At 42.9% G+C, this 19,434-nt stretch carries 19 protein-coding genes; 12 read left to right on the top strand and 7 right to left on the bottom strand.

Annotated elements, in window-relative coordinates; genetic code table 11:
- Nucleotides 1-197: 197 nt before the first annotated feature.
- From focA to DK415_RS00505, 4 genes are all read left to right on the top strand, one after another.
- The gene (gene focA, locus DK415_RS00520; RefSeq protein ID WP_109431979.1) at nucleotides 198-1,049 is read left to right on the top strand and encodes a formate transporter FocA; all 852 of its coding nucleotides are present in this window, start codon (nucleotides 198-200) and stop codon (nucleotides 1,047-1,049) included.
- A gap of 87 nt (nucleotides 1,050-1,136) precedes the next feature.
- Nucleotides 1,137-3,449, top strand: coding sequence for a formate C-acetyltransferase (pflB, locus tag DK415_RS00515; RefSeq protein ID WP_109431978.1), 2,313 nt, complete (start codon nucleotides 1,137-1,139; stop codon nucleotides 3,447-3,449).
- A gap of 164 nt (nucleotides 3,450-3,613) precedes the next feature.
- Nucleotides 3,614-4,354 (top strand): pyruvate formate lyase 1-activating protein, encoded by a 741-nt coding sequence (gene pflA, locus DK415_RS00510; RefSeq protein WP_048749345.1) that lies wholly within the window; start codon nucleotides 3,614-3,616, stop codon nucleotides 4,352-4,354.
- Between the two features lie 141 nt (nucleotides 4,355-4,495).
- Nucleotides 4,496-5,359, top strand: a complete 864-nt coding sequence (locus tag DK415_RS00505) for a DMT family transporter (protein ID WP_109431977.1) — start codon at nucleotides 4,496-4,498, stop codon at nucleotides 5,357-5,359.
- Nucleotides 5,360-5,438: 79 nt separating this feature from the next.
- Here the strand turns inward: DK415_RS00505 and DK415_RS00500 are convergent, their stop codons facing one another.
- A complete protein-coding gene (locus tag DK415_RS00500) occupies nucleotides 5,439-6,851 on the bottom strand; it encodes a multicopper oxidase domain-containing protein (RefSeq protein WP_109431976.1) in 1,413 nt (470 codons plus the stop codon).
- Complete coding sequence (locus DK415_RS00495) at nucleotides 6,852-7,604, bottom strand: 1-acylglycerol-3-phosphate O-acyltransferase (protein WP_109431975.1); 753 nt, start codon at nucleotides 7,602-7,604, stop codon at nucleotides 6,852-6,854.
- Between the two features lie 108 nt (nucleotides 7,605-7,712).
- On the opposite strand from DK415_RS00495, the gene lpxH reads away from it, so the two are divergent.
- Together lpxH and DK415_RS00485 are read left to right on the top strand one after the other, a co-directional pair.
- A complete protein-coding gene (lpxH, locus tag DK415_RS00490) occupies nucleotides 7,713-8,444 on the top strand; it encodes a UDP-2,3-diacylglucosamine diphosphatase (protein ID WP_109431974.1) in 732 nt (243 codons plus the stop codon).
- On the top strand, nucleotides 8,437-8,943 hold the full coding sequence (locus DK415_RS00485) for a DUF2301 domain-containing membrane protein (RefSeq protein ID WP_109431973.1): 507 nt from the start codon (nucleotides 8,437-8,439) through the stop codon (nucleotides 8,941-8,943). Before lpxH ends, DK415_RS00485 begins: the two co-directional genes overlap by 8 nt.
- A gap of 58 nt (nucleotides 8,944-9,001) precedes the next feature.
- On the opposite strand, the gene efp is transcribed toward DK415_RS00485, so the two are convergent.
- Nucleotides 9,002-9,568 carry an elongation factor P gene (gene efp, locus DK415_RS00480; protein WP_005544066.1) on the bottom strand — a complete coding sequence of 189 codons (567 nt, stop codon included), beginning with the start codon at nucleotides 9,566-9,568 and terminating at the stop codon, nucleotides 9,002-9,004.
- A 34-nt stretch (nucleotides 9,569-9,602) separates the two neighbouring features.
- On the opposite strand from efp, the gene epmB reads away from it, so the two are divergent.
- The 4 genes from epmB to DK415_RS00460 all read left to right on the top strand — a co-directional run bounded on the left by epmB (nucleotide 9,603) and on the right by DK415_RS00460 (nucleotide 13,132).
- Nucleotides 9,603-10,622 carry an EF-P beta-lysylation protein EpmB gene (epmB, locus tag DK415_RS00475; RefSeq protein ID WP_109431972.1) on the top strand — a complete coding sequence of 340 codons (1,020 nt, stop codon included), beginning with the start codon at nucleotides 9,603-9,605 and terminating at the stop codon, nucleotides 10,620-10,622.
- A 167-nt stretch (nucleotides 10,623-10,789) separates the two neighbouring features.
- Nucleotides 10,790-12,004: an opacity-associated protein OapA gene (gene oapA, locus DK415_RS00470; protein ID WP_109431971.1), complete on the top strand. Its 1,215-nt coding sequence runs from the start codon at nucleotides 10,790-10,792 to the stop codon at nucleotides 12,002-12,004.
- Between the two features lie 61 nt (nucleotides 12,005-12,065).
- Complete coding sequence (locus DK415_RS00465; RefSeq protein ID WP_109431970.1) at nucleotides 12,066-12,443, top strand: MliC family protein; 378 nt, start codon at nucleotides 12,066-12,068, stop codon at nucleotides 12,441-12,443.
- Nucleotides 12,444-12,550: 107 nt separating this feature from the next.
- Complete coding sequence (locus DK415_RS00460) at nucleotides 12,551-13,132, top strand: uracil-DNA glycosylase family protein (protein ID WP_162540445.1); 582 nt, start codon at nucleotides 12,551-12,553, stop codon at nucleotides 13,130-13,132.
- 74 nt (nucleotides 13,133-13,206) lie between these two features.
- Here DK415_RS00460 and cysK read toward each other — a convergent pair whose 3' ends face one another.
- Both cysK and cysZ read right to left on the bottom strand, forming a co-directional pair.
- Complete coding sequence (gene cysK / locus DK415_RS00455) at nucleotides 13,207-14,154, bottom strand: cysteine synthase A (RefSeq protein WP_109431968.1); 948 nt, start codon at nucleotides 14,152-14,154, stop codon at nucleotides 13,207-13,209.
- 98 nt (nucleotides 14,155-14,252) lie between these two features.
- Nucleotides 14,253-15,077, bottom strand: coding sequence for a sulfate transporter CysZ (cysZ, locus tag DK415_RS00450; RefSeq protein ID WP_109431967.1), 825 nt, complete (start codon nucleotides 15,075-15,077; stop codon nucleotides 14,253-14,255).
- Between the two features lie 140 nt (nucleotides 15,078-15,217).
- Here cysZ and zipA point away from each other — a divergent pair, with 140 nt between their 5' ends.
- Together zipA and ligA are read left to right on the top strand one after the other, a co-directional pair.
- Nucleotides 15,218-16,246, top strand: coding sequence for a cell division protein ZipA (zipA, locus tag DK415_RS00445; protein ID WP_109431966.1), 1,029 nt, complete (start codon nucleotides 15,218-15,220; stop codon nucleotides 16,244-16,246).
- A gap of 104 nt (nucleotides 16,247-16,350) precedes the next feature.
- Complete coding sequence (gene ligA, locus DK415_RS00440; protein WP_239305459.1) at nucleotides 16,351-18,492, top strand: NAD-dependent DNA ligase LigA; 2,142 nt, start codon at nucleotides 16,351-16,353, stop codon at nucleotides 18,490-18,492.
- 83 nt (nucleotides 18,493-18,575) lie between these two features.
- Here ligA and DK415_RS00435 read toward each other — a convergent pair whose 3' ends face one another.
- Nucleotides 18,576-19,154: a thymidine kinase gene (locus DK415_RS00435; protein WP_109431965.1), complete on the bottom strand. Its 579-nt coding sequence runs from the start codon at nucleotides 19,152-19,154 to the stop codon at nucleotides 18,576-18,578.
- On the bottom strand, nucleotides 19,154-19,387 hold the full coding sequence (locus DK415_RS00430) for a hypothetical protein (protein WP_006719229.1): 234 nt from the start codon (nucleotides 19,385-19,387) through the stop codon (nucleotides 19,154-19,156). Before DK415_RS00430 ends, DK415_RS00435 begins: the two co-directional genes overlap by 1 nt.
- Between the last annotated feature and the right edge of the window lie 47 nt (nucleotides 19,388-19,434).

Below are 19,434 nucleotides of genomic sequence, written 5' to 3'. Positions count from 1 at the left end.
TACACCGATCTAATTATTGACAAAGAACAAAATTCTCGCATTAAAAAGGAGAAATATTTTTACTTTGCAGGGGAAAGAAAATATAATTAACAAAATTTATAAACTTTCAAATTTTTTTAAGTTTTTAGGTCTTTCCTTGTAATGCAACGTTGTGAACGGCGGTATTTAGGGGTCAAATAATGAAAAGGAATTCTGAAATGAATACCGAAACGTCCAAAACAACGTGTATGGTCTCTCCGGCGGAAATGAGCCAAATTGGCGAAGATGTCGGCGTTTATAAGGCCACTAAGAAACAAATTTTATCCTTTTTCTCTGCTATTCCGGCAGGCGCATTTATCGCTTTAGCATTTGTTTTCTACACCACAACACAAATAGGAAATGTGGGTGCTTCGTGGGGATTAACCAAGTTGGTTGGCGGAATTGTATTCTCTCTTGGCGTGATTATGGTCGTGGTTTGCGGCTCTGAATTATTCACCTCATCAACCATGACAACTGTCGCCCGTGCAAGTGGACGAATCAGTACTTTTCAAATGCTGCGAAATTGGATAGTGGTTTATTTCGGCAATTTCGTTGGCGCACTTTTTATTGTTTTTCTTATTTGGTTTGCAGGTCAAACAATGGCTGCCAATGGGCAGTGGGGACTCACCATTTTAGCGACCGCCCAACATAAGATTCACCATACATGGTTTGAAGCTTTTTGTTTGGGAATTTTGTGTAACGTGATGGTGTGCATCGCCATTTGGATGAGTTATGCAGGAAAAACATTGACAGATAAAGCATTCATTATGATTTTACCTATTGCTTTGTTTGTTGCGTCAGGATTCGAGCACAGTGTGGCGAATATGTTTATGATCCCAATGGGAATTATGGCCGCGCACTTTAGCGGTCCGGAATTTTGGCAAGCAATTAATATCGATCCTCAACAGTTCGCGGATTTAGATCTTTATCATTTTTTGGTGAAGAATTTAATTCCGGTGACGTTGGGGAATATTGTTGGCGGTGGTTGTTGTATTGCATTGACCCTGTGGTCAATTAACCGACCTCATTAATCGGTTCACAAAAAGGAAGGAAACGTAAGTTGTTTGTTTCCTTCCTAAACAGGTTTATCTTTATCAATAATCTAAAAGAGGAATGTTATGACTCAATTAACAGAAGCTCAACAAAAGGCTTGGGAAGGTTTTGTCGGTGGTGATTGGCAAAATGAAGTCAACGTGCGTGACTTTATCCAAAAAAACTATACACCGTATGAAGGTGACGAATCTTTCTTAGCTGATGCAACCCCTGCAACAACTGCGTTGTGGGATAAAGTCATGGAAGGCATCAAAATCGAAAACAAAACGCACGAGCCGTTAGATTTTGACACAGACAACCCATCAACCATCACTTCTCACAAACCTGGCTATATCAACAAAGAATTAGAAAAAATCGTTGGTCTTCAAACTGATGCCCCGTTAAAACGTGCCATTATGCCATACGGTGGTATCAAAATGGTTAAAGGCTCTTGTGAAGTTTATGGCCGCCAATTAGATCCAGAAGTAGAACATATTTTCACTGAATATCGTAAAACCCATAACCAAGGTGTGTTCGATGTTTATACACCGGATATCCTTCGTTGCCGTAAATCAGGCGTGTTAACCGGTTTACCGGATGCTTACGGTCGTGGACGTATTATCGGTGACTATCGTCGTTTAGCCGTTTACGGTATCGACTATTTAATGGCCGATAAGAAAAAACAATTCGATTCACTCCAAGCAAGACTAGAGCGTGGTGAAGACATTCAAGCGACTATTCAGTTGCGTGAAGAAATTGCTGAACAACATCGTGCATTAGGCAAAATGAAAGAAATGGCCGCCTCTTATGGTTTCGATATTTCTAACCCGGCGACTAACGCACAAGAAGCTGTTCAATGGACTTACTTTGCTTACTTAGCAGCGGTGAAATCACAAAACGGTGCGGCAATGTCTTTCGGTCGTATTTCTTCCTTCTTAGATATTTATATCGAACGTGATTTGAAAAACGGCAAAATCACCGAACAAGAAGCACAAGAATTAATCGACCACTTAGTCATGAAACTTCGTATGGTGCGTTTCTTACGTACACCTGAATACGATCAATTGTTCTCCGGTGACCCAATGTGGGCAACCGAAACCCTTGGTGGTATGGGCTTAGACGGTCGTACATTAGTGACCAAAAACAGCTTCCGTATTTTACACACCCTTTACACCATGGGCCCATCTCCGGAACCAAACTTAACTATCCTTTGGTCTGAAAAATTACCTGAAGCATTTAAACGTTACTGTGCCAAAGTGTCTATTGATACCTCTTCAGTACAATACGAAAACGATGACTTAATGCGTCCGGATTTCAACAGCGATGACTATGCAATTGCTTGCTGTGTATCCCCAATGGTGGTGGGTAAACAAATGCAATTCTTCGGTGCCCGCGCGAACTTAGCAAAAACCTTGTTATACGCAATCAACGGTGGTATCGATGAGAAAAACGGTATGCAAGTCGGTCCGAAAACCGACCCAATCAAAGACGAAGTGCTTGATTTCGACACCGTAATGACCCGCATGGACAGCTTCATGGATTGGTTGGCAACACAATATGTGACTGCATTAAACATCATCCACTTCATGCATGACAAATATGCTTATGAAGCCGCATTAATGGCATTCCATGATCGTGATGTTTACCGCACTATGGCTTGTGGTATCGCTGGACTTTCCGTTGCTGCTGACTCTTTAGCCGCAATTAAATATGCGAAAGTAAAACCAATTCGTGGTGACATTAAAGACAAAAACGGCAATGTTGTGGCTTCTAACGTGGCAACAGACTTCGAAATCGAAGGCGAATATCCGCAATTCGGTAACAATGATTCCCGTGTAGATGATATCGCATGCGACTTAGTTGAACGTTTCATGAAGAAAATTCAAACCCACAAAACATATCGCAACGCGACTCCGACACAATCTGTGCTTACTATTACTTCTAACGTGGTATATGGTAAGAAAACAGGTAATACACCGGACGGTCGTCGTGCAGGAGCGCCATTTGGACCAGGTGCAAACCCAATGCACGGTCGTGACCAAAAAGGTGCGGTTGCGTCTTTAACTTCCGTAGCTAAACTACCATTTGCTTACGCGAAAGATGGTATTTCTTATACCTTCTCTATCGTCCCAAATGCGTTAGGTAAAGAATACGAAGCACAAAAACGCAATCTTGCCGGCTTAATGGACGGTTACTTCCACCACGAAGCAGAAGTGGAAGGTGGTCAACACTTGAACGTTAACGTGATGAACCGTGAAATGTTATTAGACGCAATGGAAAATCCGGAGAAATATCCTCAATTAACCATTCGTGTTTCCGGTTATGCCGTACGTTTCAACTCGTTAACCAAAGAGCAACAACAAGACGTTATCACCCGTACATTTACACAATCAATGTAATTTGGTGATAAAACTGTGTTAATATTTCAGCCGCTTACCGCAAGGTAAGCGGTCTGATTTTTTTTGGGGATATCCCAATTTTGTAAGCATGGCTAGGTCATTAAAAACATTTACAAAAACGACCGCACTTTTAACGAATAACGTGACGAATTATTGAGGAATACATGTCAGTTGTAGGAAGAATCCACTCTTATGAATCCTGTGGCACCGTTGACGGCCCGGGCATTCGTTTTATTCTGTTTTTGCAAGGCTGCTTAATGCGCTGTAAGTATTGCCATAACCGCGATACTTGGGATTTGCATGGTGGCAAAGAAGTTACGGTGGAAGAACTGATGAAAGAAGTGGTCAGTTATCGTCATTTTATGAATGCGTCAGGCGGTGGGGTGACTGCTTCCGGTGGTGAAGCAATTTTACAGGCGGAATTCGTGCGTGATTGGTTCCAAGCCTGTAAAAAAGAAGGCATCAGCACCTGCTTAGACACTAACGGTTTTGTGCGTCATTACGATCATGTGATTGATGAACTCATTGATGCAACAGATCTCGTTTTACTTGATTTAAAAGAGCTCAACGATCAAGTACATCAAAACCTTATTGGCGTTTCCAATAAGCGTACGCTCGAATTTGCCAAATATTTACAAAAACGTAACCAACCGGTTTGGATTCGTTATGTTGTCGTACCGGGTTACACGGACTCTGACCATGACATACATCAGCTCGGTCAATTTATCGAAGGCATGACGAATATTGAAAAAGTAGAACTTCTTCCTTATCACCGTCTTGGCGCACATAAATGGGCGGCCATGGGGGAAAAATATGAATTGGAAGAAGTAAACCCGCCAACGAAAGAATCCTTGGAACATATCAAAAACATCCTCGAAGGCTACGGCCATATCGTCAAATATTAAGTTGGATCGGGGCAACCCGATCTTCAAAAAACATTCCTTTTTATGACCGCACTTTTAACCACAAATAAAATGCCTTTCACATTTACGCTACGCTAAAAGCGCACTACAATAATCTCTAATCTATTTCCTCAAGGATTTCTTATGCGCTACATTCTCATTGCGCTGTTTTTATGGAGCAGCTCTTTTGTTGCCGGAAAATACGCCTATTCCATGCTAGATCCGGTGTTAATGGTACAAATGCGTCTGATCATCGCTAGCTTTATTGTTTTCCCTATGTTTGTACGAGTTTGGAAACGCGTTCCCAAAACAGTTCGCCCACAAGTGTGGTGGCTTGGGTTTCTCAATTATCCGGCTATTTTCCTTTTACAATTCATCGGATTAAGCCATACATCGGCGTCTAGCGCCTCTACAATGCTCGGTTTAGAACCTTTCCTCGTGGTACTTATCGGACACTTTTTCTTCGGCGACAAAGCCAAAACACATCATTGGATCTTTGGACTTGTTGCATTTTTAGGTGTTGTATTATTAATTTATGGGGGAGAAGAAACCGGCAATATTAGCCTTTTCGGTTGCAGTTTAGTGTTACTCGCCGGCATCGTATTTGCAGCTTGTCTGCGCTGGACACAAAGAATTATTGTGCAACTGACCGCACAAGTTTACACCACCAGCAGCATCGTGCTCGGCACCATTACTTGTCTCCCATTCACCCTATGGCTCACTCAAAGCTGGGAAATTCATTGGAACTGGCTGGGGCTCGCAGGTCTGCTGTATATTGGAATCGGTTGTAGCTGGCTTGCTTATTATCTATGGAATAAAGGCATTAATAGTGTTGACTCTAATCTCGCCGGTATTTTAGTTTCCTTAGAGCCGGTATTTGCGATTATATTGGCGGTGTTATTACTCGGTGAAAACATCAGCCCACTTTCTTGGTTAGGCATTTTAGCCGTCGTCAGTACTACCCTAATTTCCAGCATTTATCCGCGTTTGCTACGCCGTGCAAGTTAATCTAAAAACAACCAAAAAAAGAGCCGCACTTTATTTCTAAATATAAAGTGCGGTTCTTTTTTTTATATTTTTATGTTATTTACTGCACCAACATTAATCCCATGCAGCCTTTATCCGCCAACATTAAATCAGACGCGCCAAAAGTAAAAGGATAGTTATTAGAGGAGGTGTTATCGAATTTCACCAAAATAGCCACTGTGCCATTAATCAACACGCTGTCTTTCCAGCTGATTTCGCTTTCTTCCAACGCTTTACCGTTAATGGATTCCACAATAAATTTTGCGCCTCGTAACGCAAATCCTACTGCTGCGGAAGCGGTTAACGTCCAACGTTCAACACTGCCTAGTTTTGCTGACACATCTAAACGACGCGGGTCAAAACGGTTCCGGTTAATGGTGGCATTAGTGACATCCACATGAAATGCTCGTTCCTGTTGCACCTTAGCAGACAACAGACTTGGCGCATCGGTGACAAATTGCCATGTTTGTTCTTTTTGTGCGAATGCACCGGCTAAGCCGTCCGGACGTAGTTCCAAAACCGTATTGTCAATTAACTCCCCTTCGGAGCCGAAGAAATAACGAATGTTATCAATAAAATCACGCTTTTTCCCCACGATGAGAGAAACGTTGTCGCCGTCATTCAAATCAACTAAAAGCTCAACACGCTCACTCGGTGCGACTTTAATCACATTTAAGGTTTTGCCTTGTGGTAAAAAACCAAGATCTTGTGCAATCAATGTAAACGCTCGCTCATCCTCAAAACGAAGCTCATAAGTGCGGGAAAGAGACGCATTTAAAATACGTAAACGCACTAACCCACGCGGTACATTGAAATAAGGAGCTTCCTGCCCATTGACTAACAATCGTTCACCAAGAAAAGCCCCTTGATTCTGCTGAAAAAGTTGTGCGCCATCACTATTGAGTTGCATATCTTGCAAGATTAACGGGATGTCATCCACGCCATATTTCTGCGGCAATCCCAATTTGACACTCTCCTTATCCTCAATCAGCCACAAGCCGACCAAGCCACGATAAGTTTGATACGCTGAATTGGCAAGGGTGCAAGCATGATACCAGCAGGTTGCAGGGGCTTGATTGATCGGAATAATCGGTGCCCAAGTTTCACCTTTTTGTAAATTTTTACCCACACCACCAATAAGCTCGCCCGATGCCTGTAAGCCTTGGATATTCATCGCAACAAATTGCGGTAAATTGTTTTTCCAGTTCAGTTTAGCAAAGTCATCTTTCTTAATTTTAATGGTTGGCCCTAAATAACTGCCGTTAAACCCCCACACTTCGGTACGTTTTCCAGACACGAGAGAAGTTTGGGTATTTTGCATATTCAGAAAAATCGGCTTACCCCGTCGAACTTCAAAGAGTGGCGGAATTTTCAAAGCTGGGCGTGTTGCCGCCAACAAAGGCGTCGGCACACTGAAAAGTGCGGTAGAAAATAACGTTGTTTTGAGTAGCTGACGACGGGAGCAATGTTTCATTTAAGCCTGCTTATTCTCGTTTTTCTGTTCAATTGCTTTTTGTGCCACTTCACGGTCCAATTCAGCGATGTGATTTTGCATCACATCATGGCAATATTCCGCTAATTCGCGCACATTTTCACGGCTGTAGCCGGATACATTAATAGGTTCCAGCATTTCACAAATCACCGTGCCATTATCCCAACGGTTTAAATCGATTTTATTGTGTGTTGTAGAGCAAACGACAGGCACAATGGGTACACCGGCGGCAATGGCGGCGTGGAATGCTCCGGTTTTGAACGGCAATAACCCGCGCCCGCGACTACGCGTTCCTTCCGGGAACATCCAAATGGACAGATTATCTTCATTAATACGACGAGCCAGTTCCGACATGGTGTTATGCGCTTTAGAACGATTATCACGATCGAGAAAAATATTGCCCGTTGCCCAATATAAAATACCGAAAAACGGCACCCAAATCAGACTCTTCTTACCAACGCTCACTGTACGAGACATGACCATGTAAGAAATGGTCACCATATCGTAGTTATTTTGATGGTTGCCGATATAAATACAACGACCCACTTTATCGGCATTCGCCGGGAAACGATGTTCCACTTTCAACCCAAAGAGAGGATGTAACCGTCCAAACCAACGGGCAAAAATGCCCACATTACTCGGATTACGGAAACGAATGAAAGAATAAAGCGTACCGAGGATACAAATAAGAATACAACAAATAACAATGATGAAAATTCTGGCGATTTTTAGCATGATAAAGCCCCTTAAAAATTTGCGTAAGTATAACGAAATTAGCCCGTTAAGTGTATTCATAACGATGAAATGTGCTAATCTAATCAAAAATTTTTTAATTGAATTTCTATGCAAAAAACCTATTTTATTGCGGATTTACATCTCTCCGAAAATCGACCGCACTTATTAGCCCTGTTTCGTCAATTTATGCAAGAACAAGCGCCAGAAGCAGAAAAACTCTATATTTTGGGCGATTTATTTGATTTTTGGATTGGCGATGATGAACAATCCGATCTCATCAGCGAAGTGCAACAGCTCATCAGACATCTGACAGAAAAAGGCGTGCCATGCTATTTTCAGCACGGTAACCGGGATTTTTTGATTGGCAAAAAATTTGCTAATGCGTGCGGGCTGACGTTACTGCCAACGTATCAAGTCATTGATTTATACGGCACGCCCACCCTTTTATGTCACGGCGACACCCTTTGCGTGGACGATGTGAAATATCAACAATATCGCAAAAAAGTTCATCAAAAATGGCGCCAGTGGCTGTTCTTACATTTGCCGTTAAAAGTGCGGTTAAAAATCGCAGAGAAAATTCGCGCGAAAAGCCGCCAAGATAAACAATTAAAATCGACGGAAATCATGGATGTGAATGCCGCTTTTGTGCAGCAAATTTTTACACAATTTCATGTGACGCAAATGATTCATGGGCATACGCACCGTCAAAAACACCATGAAATTCCACCGCACTTTCATCGCATCGTGCTGGGTGATTGGGGAGAAACCTCTTCCCTTTTAGAAGTCACGCCCCATTCAATCGAATTTATTAATGATATGTTAAGGAGAAAAAATGGCTGATCCGCATATTAAATCGCCTATGGATCGTTGGGATTACACAACAGTAATCATTTATCGCTTGGGCTTTGTCCTTGCCGTTCCAATGTTGTTTATGCTGCCTTGGTATCCCACAACAGCACACTTTGGTTTGCTTATCGCAGCGACGTTATGTGCCGCTTGCGTGCATTTATATATGAAAAACTTCCGTTATATTTTTCAATTTGCCATGTGGGTGGGCTTGTTATGCCAAGTGTTAGGTTTTCCACAACTGGCACTGGGAGCGGCATTTTTAGTCCTCGGCGGATTAAGTTATAAAGAATATTTTTGTTTCCGTGTCTTTGCCTTAAATCTACAACCGATATTTTTTGCGGTGTTATGGTTTGCCTTATTATTCAATATTACTTGGTTAAGCAGCCTATTATGCTTTATCACCGGGCTTTTAATTTTGTTATTAAGCATTCAAAAATGGCGCATGCCGTTGCATTTTGATATTGGCGATAAAAGCAAATATCAGGTTTGATAAATTTCAGATAAAAAAATAGCCTACATCATGTAGGCTATTTTTATGCAAGCAAAAATTATTTCACACGAGAAACGTATTCGCCGGAACGGGTATCAACGCGAATCACTTCACCGATTTGTACGAATAATGGCACTTTCACCACAGCACCGGTGCTTAATGTTGCCGGTTTACCGCCAGTACCTGCAGTATCACCTTTAAGACCTGGGTCGGTGTCAACGATTTCTAATTCAACGAAGTTTGGCGGAGTTACTGTGATTGGTGCGCCATTCCATAAGGTAACGATACAATCTGCTTGGTCTAACAACCATTTTTCCGCATCGCCTACGGCTTTCGCATCCGCAGAATATTGTTCAAATGTTTCCGGGTGCATGAAATACCAGAACGCATCGTCTTTATAAGAATAAGTTAAGTTTAAATCCATTACATCAGCAGCTTCAACAGAAGTACCGGATTTGAAGTTTACGTCCAATACTTTGCCGGAAATTAATTTACGAATACGGGTGCGGGTGAACGCTTGACCTTTGCCGGGTTTAACGAACTCATTTTCAACGATCACGCAAGGCTCGCCGTCTTGCATAAATTTTAGACCTGGTTTGAAATCACTGGTAGTATATGTAGCCATATTATCCTCAAGAAAAAAGATTGTTTTTTTAAAAGTGGCTATTCTACATCAAAACATCCCGATTAGAGAAGAACAAAGTTGGTTAGAACATCTCGCAAACGGAATTTCAGACCCGAAAATTTTATTGCAACACCTCGAACTCCCTCTTGAATCATTCAAACAAGACATTGAAGCGCGCAAATTATTTGCCATGCGGGTACCGCTGCCTTTTGTAGAAAAGATAGAAAAAGGCAATCCACACGATCCCTTATTTTTGCAAGTCATGTCTTCTGCGGATGAATTTTTACAATCAGAAGGATTCAGCAAAGATCCGCTGGAAGAACAAGAAGAGAAAAATGTCGTACCCAATATCTTGCACAAATACCATAATCGCTTGTTATTTATGGTAAAAGGCGGTTGCGCAGTAAATTGTCGCTATTGTTTCCGCCGTCATTTTCCTTATGAAGACAACAAAGGCACCAAGCAAAATTGGCAAAAAGCGTTGCAATATATTGCGGAACGCCCTGAAATTGAAGAAGTGATTTTTTCCGGTGGCGATCCGCTGATGGCAAAAGATCATGAGCTCGAGTGGCTGATAAAACACTTAGAAAACATACCGCACTTAAAACGCCTTCGTATTCATTCCCGCTTACCGGTCGTTATTCCGCAACGGATAACCGATGCGTTTTGTCGCCTTTTAGCGCAAACCCGGTTGCAAAAAATTTTGGTCACCCATGTCAATCACGCCAATGAAATTGATGAAACTTTTGCCCATGCTATGGCGAAATTAAAGAATTGCGGTGTCGTTTTATTAAACCAATCGGTTTTACTCAAAAATGTGAATGATGACGCACTAATTCTGAAAACATTGAGCGACCGCTTATTTTCAGTGGGTATTTTGCCTTATTATTTGCATTTGCTAGATAAAGTCGAAGGCGCAACGCATTTTTATCTGGATGACACCCAAGCCCTGAAAATTTATAAAGAACTACAACGCATTAGCTCCGGCTATTTAGTGCCGAAACTTGCCCGTGAAATCGGCGGAGAGCCGAATAAAACCTTATATTCGTCTTGAGAAGACGGTATCAAAAAAGAAAAAGATGTTTTAAAATAGGCGCGATTTTTTACTTATCAATTTCTATTGTAATAAATTCGATTTCTCACTTCGTTCATCACCTAAAAACGTTGAGAAAAACAACCGCACTTTATGGCAGAGCATCATTCATTAATCAGAGGTATATTGTGGATTCTGAAAAAATAACCCCGGAAAATGAAAATAATCCGGCGCAAAATGAATTGGATTTAGGTTTTAATCAAATGGAACCAATCACCCCGAAAAAACCGACAAAACCGGAACCGTCCTTCTTTGAGAAAGCGAAAGGCATGTTCGCTAAAAAAGAACAAAAAAATACAGAAAATCAATTTGCTACCCGCAAAGAACCGGTATTCGGTGATTCAGCACCTACTGATGTAGCCGCAGCAAGTTCAAATGTAGCAGAAGAAACCATTATTGCAGAAGAATCCATCGAAACCACGAATGTGGTTGTCGAGCCTGTACTTGATACCGCAACAACCGAAACAAAACCACAAGCAGAAAGCGTAGAAAAACCGGTCGTCAGCCTTAAAAACCCTGAAACCTGGCCAATGTTAGCGATGCTACCGCAAAAACATCGTCGTCTTTTTGTCACCATTTTGGCCCTGGTGCTACTACTTATGTTCATTTTATGGATGAAACCAAGTTCAGATACGGTGCAATCTTATGAACAACAAAGCAACAATGACGTACCAATTCAATTCCAACAACTGGATCAATCACAAGTGAACGAGCCAACTGTGTTGGATAACCCGACCAGCACCGGTACACAGCCAAATACTGCTGAAAATATTGTTCCTGCACAAAGCAATGAACCGATGGCAAATACCCCGGCAGCAGAACCTCAAACAATGAATTCGGTTTCCGAAAACAAACCGGCGGAACAACCAAAAGCCGTGGAACCGGCTAAACCACAAGAAATGGTTAAGCCGCAAAGCACACCACATGAAACAGTGAAAAAATCGGAACCGGTGAAAACAAAAACAGCCGAAAAAGTGCAAAAAGCTGAAACTAAAAATCAACCGGCAAAAGCCCAAAGTGCGAAAACCGAAAAACAAGTGGTTGAGATTTTAGAAGCGAAACCGGCAACAACTAAAACAGTTAATACGAGTGCAGGAAGCAAAACCTTAGTCGTTCCACAAGGCGTCTCGTTAATGCAGGTATTTCGTAATAACAACCTACCAATTGCCGATGTGAATGCCATGACAAAAGCCAATGGCGCCGGCAACGCTCTAAGCAGTTTCAAACCGGGCGATAAAGTTCAGGTGACAGTAAACGCACAAGGTCGTGTTAACGAACTTCGCCTCTCCAATGGCGCACGCTTTGTTCGCCAAGCTGACGGTAGCTACCAATTTAAAAAATAATCCGTAAAATTCAATAAGCGTAGTCAACACTACGCTTATTCCATTTAGAAGGGTACACATTATGTTAAGAGCGAGCTTTATATTACTGACGTTACTGGGTATTGCTGCTTGCACCGCCAAGCCGATGGAACCTAAAGTCTCCGAAAAACCGCCACAACCGGTTTTACAAAAAGCTACTCAAAAAGGGGAAATGAAGGAATACCTTTGTAAGGACGACAAAATCGTTCGTATTGTGTTTCACACTACCAAGCACAAAAAAAACAAAACGCGTTCCATCAGTTTAACGTTTAACAATGTGACCCATAAACTAAGCCCGACAATTGCGGAAAATGGGCGAAATTATGCCAACATTCATTGGGTGTGGTTAGAACGCAAAGATGTTTCCACTTTAAAAACCAGTGTTGGGGAAGTTCTCGCAGAACAATGTGTGCCACGTTAATAGCGTGAAAACACCGCAAAAAACCACCGCACTTTTTGTTCAATAAACCGGATACTCCGGCTTATTGAGTTTTTATCTCACACAAGAACTTTATTAAAAACGCCATTATGTCAACGCTGCCCCAAATAAAAAACGCCATTATGTGCGATCCGCAAAATCAACCCTTCACTGAACGTGGCATAGAACCACTCTTTGCAGCACCAACGACAGCACGCATTAACATTGTCGGACAAGCACCGGGCACCAAAGCAGAACAAACGCGTTTGTATTGGAATGACCAAAGCGGTGATCGCCTACGTGAATGGTTGGGTGTCGATCGTGAAGTGTTTTATCACTCCGGCTTGTTTGCAGTGATTCCAATGGACTTTTACTATCCGGGAAAAGGCAAATCAGGCGATCTGCCGCCGCGTAAAGGCTTTGCAGAAAAATGGCATCCACAAATTCTAGCAGGCCTACCGAATATCGAATTAACCATTTTAATCGGGCAGTATGCACAAAAATATTATCTGCCGCAGAACAAACTTAATGTGACAGAAACCGTAAAAAATTACCGAATATTTCTACCGCACTTTTTGCCGCTCGTGCATCCTTCCCCTCGCAATCAGTTGTGGTTGGCTAAAAATCCTTGGTTTGTGCAAGAAGTCATCCCGGCATTGCAACAACGGGTTAAACAAATCCTCGCCCCTTAAGTGATGTAAATAAGGCATACAAAAAGCCTGTCAAATGACAGGCTTTTTACCAAACATTATTTTGCTTTCCTTTATTACACTTCAATGCCGTCAAAAAGTGCGGTACTTAAATAACGCTCTGCCGCAGACGGTAAAATCACCACAATCAGTTTATCTTTAAATTCAGGCAGTTTCGCCAAGCGATCAGCCGCAGCGACAGCCGCACCGGAAGAAATACCGGCAAGAATCCCTTCTTCTGCCATCAAACGACGGGCAGTCACGATCGCCGTTTCACTATCAATCGTTTCCACTCGATCAATTAAGGAAAGATCGAGATTTTTTGGAATAAAGCCTGCGCCGATCCCTTGAATCTTGTGTGGACCCGGTTTAATTTCTTCACTGGCAAGAGTTTGAGTAATCACCGGTGATTCAGCCGGTTCTACGGCAACGGAGATAATTTGTTTACCATGATCTAATTTAATGGCACGGGAAATCCCGGTGATGGTACCACCAGTACCCACGCCGGCAACCAATACATCAATTTTGCCTTCAGTGTCTTTCCAGATTTCTGGACCGGTGGTTTTACGGTGAATTTCTGGGTTTGCCGGATTTTCAAACTGTTTTAACATCACATAACGACTTGGATCAGATGCCACAATTTCTTCTGCTTTGGCAATCGCGCCTTTCATGCCTTTAGCACCTTCGGTAAGCACTAAATTCACGCCCAAACCGCGCAATAAACGCTTACGCTCATTGCTCATAGTTTCCGGCATGGTGAGCGTAATTTTATAACCGCGTGCCGCTGCTACATAGGCCAAAGCAATGCCGGTATTCCCGCTGGTCGCATCCACGATTTCTTTATCTTTCGTCAAAGAACCATCTTTTTCTGCCTGCCAAACCATGTTCGCGCCGATACGGCATTTCACGCTGAAGCTTGGGTTACGCCCCTCAATTTTCACCACGATATTACCGCTGCCAAAATGTTTTAAACGCACCAACGGCGTATTGCCAATAGAATAAGAATTGTCGTTATAAATAGTCATACTGTTCTCCAAACCATAAGGAATATTTTATGGCGCTAGTTTTAACACGAGAGCTCGCAATAAAAAAATAGCTATTTTTTATAAATAATAACTAAAAGCTATTTAGTCACGATTTGTCCGCCAACATCATGAGCATGATGCAAGCTCACTTCCGTGCCGGTTTTGTCTTGCGAAGAGCGCTTAAATAAACGGCGATATTCATTCACCCACATTGCCGTTGCGCCACACACCGCGACAGGAATAATCACTAAATTCACGACCGGTACAAACGTGCATAATGAAACCAAACCACCGAAAGTAACGGTTACATTACGCTTAATGGCCAACTCATTTTTCATTACGTCAAAAGGAATCTTGTGATTATCAAAAGGATAGTCACAATATTGAATTGCAAACATCCACGCGGTAAATACAAAAGTGGCAATCGGAACCACAGTTTGCCCGAGTAACGGCACAAACTCTAATAAAAACAAGGCGATAATTTTAGGCAAACTATAAACCAACTTTTGCCATTCACGCCCTAACATACGAGGCACATCTTTCAGAAAATCCCATAAAGACATTTCCTGCAAATCTTCCCCTGTCAGCATTTTTTCGACTTTTTCTGCCAATAAACCATTAAACGGCGCTGCGATAAAACCCGACAAGGTCGTAAAAATAAAGTAAAACAGGATTAAAATCATCAAAATGGAAGCCAGCAATAAAATGCCGCTCAGCCACGCAAGCCAATCAGGAACATAGGACATAATGCCGTCAATATAACCACCTATTTGACTCACAAACATCCAAAATAAGCCGCCTAACAACAGTACGTTTAATAAAATCGGCAGGATCACAAAACGGCGTAACCCCTTTTGTAAAATTAAGTGCCAGCCCATCACAAAATATTCAAAACCGGCTTTTATTTCTTGCTCTTTCAACATCACGTTCTCCCCCAAGGAAAAGAGGCCCAGAATACAAAGTGCGGCGAAAAAAATCAAACGTTGTCTCTCATCAATTTTGTAAAAATATGATAAGCTTACGCCCACTTATACATGAGTTTTACATGATGGGAGAGTCGGCAATGGATTTAAATACTATTTTGATTATCTTGGGGGTTATCGCCCTATTGGCATTGATTGCGCACGGCATTTGGTCAAACCGTCGCGAGAAATCCCAATATTTCAAAAACGCCAATACTTTTTCACAAAATCATCAACCCAATCGTTTTAATGCGCCACAATCGGCACAGCCGATAACAGAAGCACTGATTGCCGACAAACCGGAGCATTCATTTGTCGAAGAAACGCCTCCACAACAGCAAGCATTGGATTTTGAAGCTACTGCCACACCAAGCATAAACGAGCCTCATTCCATTGAGCGTGCCGTCGATGAAATTAAAATTACCTTACCGAATGGAACCTCCAACACAACATTGAATAACGTTGAATCAACGGCGTCCTATTCCTTTCATGACCAACCGACTCAACCTATTCAACCCGTGATGGTACAAGCTAATACACCGTTCCAATCTTATGATGAACAGTCTTCTTACGCTGAACCAAACACGGCTTCTCTGGCTGAAAGCAACTCACGTCACACAGAAAACGAATATGTGACGCCAACCGTTTCATTAAACCAGGCAAATGAACAACACTCGGCGACTAACCAATCAACAACCTCTGCGGGGGAAATGGTCTCAGAAAATCAACGTACGCCTGACTTCATTATGTTATATGTAGTTGCGCCGGAAAATCGTGAATTTAACGGTGGACGCTTAGCTCAAGCACTCGATGGCCTAGGTTTTATTTTTGGCGATCAGCATATTTATCATCGCCATTTGGATTTAACCGCTGCCAGCCCAGTATTGTTCAGCGTGGCAAATTTACAACAGCCCGGCACCTTTAATCCTTACGACATGGACAATCTGGTCACCGTTGGTATTGCCATTTTCATGCAATTACCTTCACCGGGCAATGACATCGTCAATCTGAAAACCATGATTCGCGCCGCCCGTAGTTTGGCGGATGAACTTGGCGGTTTCGTCCTCACGGATAAACAAGAAATTTTCAATGACCACGCCGAACAGGAATATTTGTCCAAAGTAGCTTAATTCATCACGCGGCTTAAAAACGTTTGCAAAAACGACCGCACTTTTCGCTCATTGAGCACCTCAAAAGTGCGGTCGTTTTTTTCAGTATTTTTTATGGAATAATAATGACAAGTTCAACTCAACAAGAAATTGAAAATCTCTTAAAAATCCTACGTTGCTATACCAACAAACCAATTTGTAAGTTAATAATTATTCTACACACTCTCATAATCAAGAAACTAATTCAGTTACTACATGATCATGCTAATAAGAAAGTCGATGACCTCAGAAAAACCTTACGCCACCACGAATATCAGTATCACGTTTTAGACGATCCGCAAATTCCCGACAGCGAATACGATCGCCTGTTTCATCAGCTCAAAGCTTTGGAACAACAACATCCGGAACTCGTCACCGCCGACTCGCCGACCCAACGGGTGGGCGCGCGCCCGTTGTCGGAATTTGCCCAAATTCACCATGAAATCCCAATGCTTTCGCTGGATAACGCCTTTTCTGATGAGGAGTTTTTGGCGTTCGTGAAACGTATTCAAGATCGTTTAGGGCTTGTGCCCGAGCCATTAACATTTTGTTGCGAACCTAAATTGGACGGATTGGCGGTCAGTATTTTGTATGTGAATGGCGTGCTGACCCAAGCGGCAACGCGCGGTGATGGCACAATAGGCGAAGACATTACACAAAACATTCGTACCATTCGCAACATCCCCTTGCAGCTATTGACGGACAATCCGCCAGCACGCTTGGAAGTGCGCGGTGAGGTGTTTATGCCGCACGAGGGGTTCGAGCGCCTAAATGAACGCGCCTTGGAACAGGGAGAAAAAACCTTTGCTAACCCGCGTAATGCGGCGGCAGGTTCCTTACGCCAATTAGATCCAAAAATTACTAGCCAACGTCCATTAATGCTTAACGCGTACAGCATTGGTATTGCTGAAGGCGTCGATTTGCCGCCAACGCACTATGAACGCCTGCAGTGGTTGAAATCCGTCGGCGTGCCGGTAAATAGCGAAATTCGTTTATGTGATGGTGTTGAAAACGTTTTAAATTTCTACCGCACTATGATGGAAAAACGCAGTTCCTTGGGCTATGACATTGATGGCACGGTATTAAAAGTCAATGACATTGCGTTGCAACAAAAACTGGGCTTTATTTCCAAAGCACCGCGTTGGGCAATTGCTTACAAATTTCCTGCTCAAGAAGAACTGACGGTATTAAATGACGTGGAATTCCAAGTCGGTCGCACCGGTGCCATCACGCCTGTGGCTAAACTACAACCGGTATTCGTTGCCGGGGTAACGGTAAGTAACGCAACCTTACATAACGGCGACGAGATCGAGCGCCTCAACATTGCTATCGGCGACACGGTGATTATTCATCGCGCCGGCGATGTGATTCCAAAAATTATTGGCGTCGTACACGATCGCCGCCCGGCCAACGCGCGCCAAATTGTCTTTCCAACGCGCTGTCCGGTATGCGATTCCTTAATTGTTCGCATTGAAGGCGAAGCGGTGGCACGTTGCACCGGCGGGTTATTCTGTGCAGCACAACGTAAAGAAGCGCTAAAACATTTCGTATCACGCAAAGCCATGGACATTGACGGCGTAGGCGCCAAACTGATTGAGCAACTGGTGGATCGCGAATTGGTTCATACCCTGGCAGATTTGTTCAAGTTGGATTTAACCACACTCACCCGCTTGGAACGTATGGGGCCGAAATCGGCTGAAAATGCGTTAGCCAGCTTAGAAAAAGCCAAACACACGACCCTCGCCCGTTTTATCTTTGCGTTGGGTATTCGTGATGTGGGTGAAGCCACCGCATTAAATCTGGCGAACCATTTCAAAACCTTAGAAGCGTTGCAAAATGCCGATTTAGAACAGCTGCAAAAAGTGCCTGATGTGGGCGAAGTGGTCGCGAATCGCATTTTTGTGTTCTGGCGCGAAGAACACAATGTTGCGGTGGTGAATGATCTCATCGCTCAAGGCGTGCATTGGGAAACCGTTGAAGTGCAGGACGTGAAAGAAAACCCGTTCAAAGACAAAACCGTGGTACTCACCGGCACCCTTTCCCAAATGGGACGCAACGACGCCAAAGCACTGCTACAACAACTCGGCGCCAAAGTCAGTGGCAGTGTTTCAGCCAAAACCGACTATGTTATCGCCGGTGAAGCGGCAGGTTCCAAACTCAGCAAAGCGGCAGAATTGGGCGTGCAGGTGTTGAGTGAGGAGGCGTTTTTGGCATGGGTTAATGGATAAAGTATAAAAACAAAAAAATAAGGACAGGCATAAAGCCTGTCCCTACAAAAAAACCTAAAAAAACAACCGCACTTTGAAACCATCTATTCAGCCATGCGTTCTTTATAATGCAATCGGCAGACCGATAAATAGCTGTCATTGCCGCCAATTTGAATTTGATCCCCTTGTTTGACGACCTCGCCTTGTTCATTTAAACGCAATACGAAATTGGCTTTACGTCCGCAATAACAAATAGTCTTAAGTTCTTCCAACTGATCCGCCCATGCCAACAAATAGCGACTCCCTTCAAAAAGTTCTGCTTGAAAGTCAGTGCGCAAGCCATAACATAAAACAGGAATATTCAGTTTATCCACTACATCGCTCAGTTGATAAACCTGTTCTTTGGTTAAAAACTGTGCTTCATCCACCAAAATACAATGCAACGGCTCTTTCGTTACGTGTTGTTGAATTTCTGCAAATAAATCCGTGTCACGTGCGAAGGTGTTCGCCTGTTCACTGATCCCAATACGTGAAGTCACGCGCCCGGCGCCGAAACGATCATCAATCGCCGCCGTATAAACCAGCGTGTTCATATTGCGTTCACGGTAGTTATAGGAAGATTGCAGCAAAGTTGTCGATTTTCCTGCATTCATAGTGGAATAATAAAAATACAACTTAGCCATTATTTGAGTACCCATTTCCAAAAGTAATAGCAAATAAAACCGGTCAGCGGCGGTAACGAAGCAAGAATGAAAACACCGATGGTGGTTCGCCCACCTGCCATTTGGCCAATCTCTGTTAAGAAATCAATCAGCTCATTTGTCGGTGTGGTAAATACAAAGAAACCGATAATCGCTAACATAACGAAACAGCCGATACCGGCAGCACGCATTGCTCTAAATTTAATGTTGTCCATAATGTATCCTTAACTGAAGTGCGGTCAAAAAAACGTTTAAATTTTTG

The organism is Aggregatibacter segnis (assembly GCF_003130075.1).
GTDB classification, from domain to species: domain Bacteria; phylum Pseudomonadota; class Gammaproteobacteria; order Enterobacterales; family Pasteurellaceae; genus Aggregatibacter; species Aggregatibacter segnis_A.
The sequence above is the reverse complement of the archived record's forward strand: the minus strand, read 5'-3'. Positions and strand labels throughout refer to the sequence as shown.

What these genes read in the sequence shown, in the direction of transcription:
- DK415_RS00505 (WP_109431977.1), top strand. Translation starts at nt 4,496, where the DNA reads ATGCGCTACATTCTCATTGCGCTGTTTTTATGGAGCAGCTCTTTTGTT.
- DK415_RS00500 (WP_109431976.1), bottom strand. Translation starts at nt 6,851, where the DNA reads ATGAAACATTGCTCCCGTCGTCAGCTACTCAAAACAACGTTATTTTCT.
- DK415_RS00495 (WP_109431975.1), bottom strand. Translation starts at nt 7,604, where the DNA reads ATGCTAAAAATCGCCAGAATTTTCATCATTGTTATTTGTTGTATTCTT.
- DK415_RS00485 (WP_109431973.1), top strand. Translation starts at nt 8,437, where the DNA reads ATGGCTGATCCGCATATTAAATCGCCTATGGATCGTTGGGATTACACA.
- cysK (WP_109431968.1), bottom strand. Translation starts at nt 14,154, where the DNA reads ATGACTATTTATAACGACAATTCTTATTCTATTGGCAATACGCCGTTG.
- lpxH (WP_109431974.1), top strand. Translation starts at nt 7,713, where the DNA reads ATGCAAAAAACCTATTTTATTGCGGATTTACATCTCTCCGAAAATCGA.
- pflA (WP_048749345.1), top strand. Translation starts at nt 3,614, where the DNA reads ATGTCAGTTGTAGGAAGAATCCACTCTTATGAATCCTGTGGCACCGTT.
- DK415_RS00435 (WP_109431965.1), bottom strand. Translation starts at nt 19,154, where the DNA reads ATGGCTAAGTTGTATTTTTATTATTCCACTATGAATGCAGGAAAATCG.
- DK415_RS00430 (WP_006719229.1), bottom strand. Translation starts at nt 19,387, where the DNA reads ATGGACAACATTAAATTTAGAGCAATGCGTGCTGCCGGTATCGGCTGT.
- efp (WP_005544066.1), bottom strand. Translation starts at nt 9,568, where the DNA reads ATGGCTACATATACTACCAGTGATTTCAAACCAGGTCTAAAATTTATG.
- cysZ (WP_109431967.1), bottom strand. Translation starts at nt 15,077, where the DNA reads ATGTTGAAAGAGCAAGAAATAAAAGCCGGTTTTGAATATTTTGTGATG.
- DK415_RS00465 (WP_109431970.1), top strand. Translation starts at nt 12,066, where the DNA reads ATGTTAAGAGCGAGCTTTATATTACTGACGTTACTGGGTATTGCTGCT.
- pflB (WP_109431978.1), top strand. Translation starts at nt 1,137, where the DNA reads ATGACTCAATTAACAGAAGCTCAACAAAAGGCTTGGGAAGGTTTTGTC.
- zipA (WP_109431966.1), top strand. Translation starts at nt 15,218, where the DNA reads ATGGATTTAAATACTATTTTGATTATCTTGGGGGTTATCGCCCTATTG.
- ligA (WP_239305459.1), top strand. Translation starts at nt 16,351, where the DNA reads ATGACAAGTTCAACTCAACAAGAAATTGAAAATCTCTTAAAAATCCTA.
- focA (WP_109431979.1), top strand. Translation starts at nt 198, where the DNA reads ATGAATACCGAAACGTCCAAAACAACGTGTATGGTCTCTCCGGCGGAA.
- DK415_RS00460 (WP_162540445.1), top strand. Translation starts at nt 12,551, where the DNA reads ATGTCAACGCTGCCCCAAATAAAAAACGCCATTATGTGCGATCCGCAA.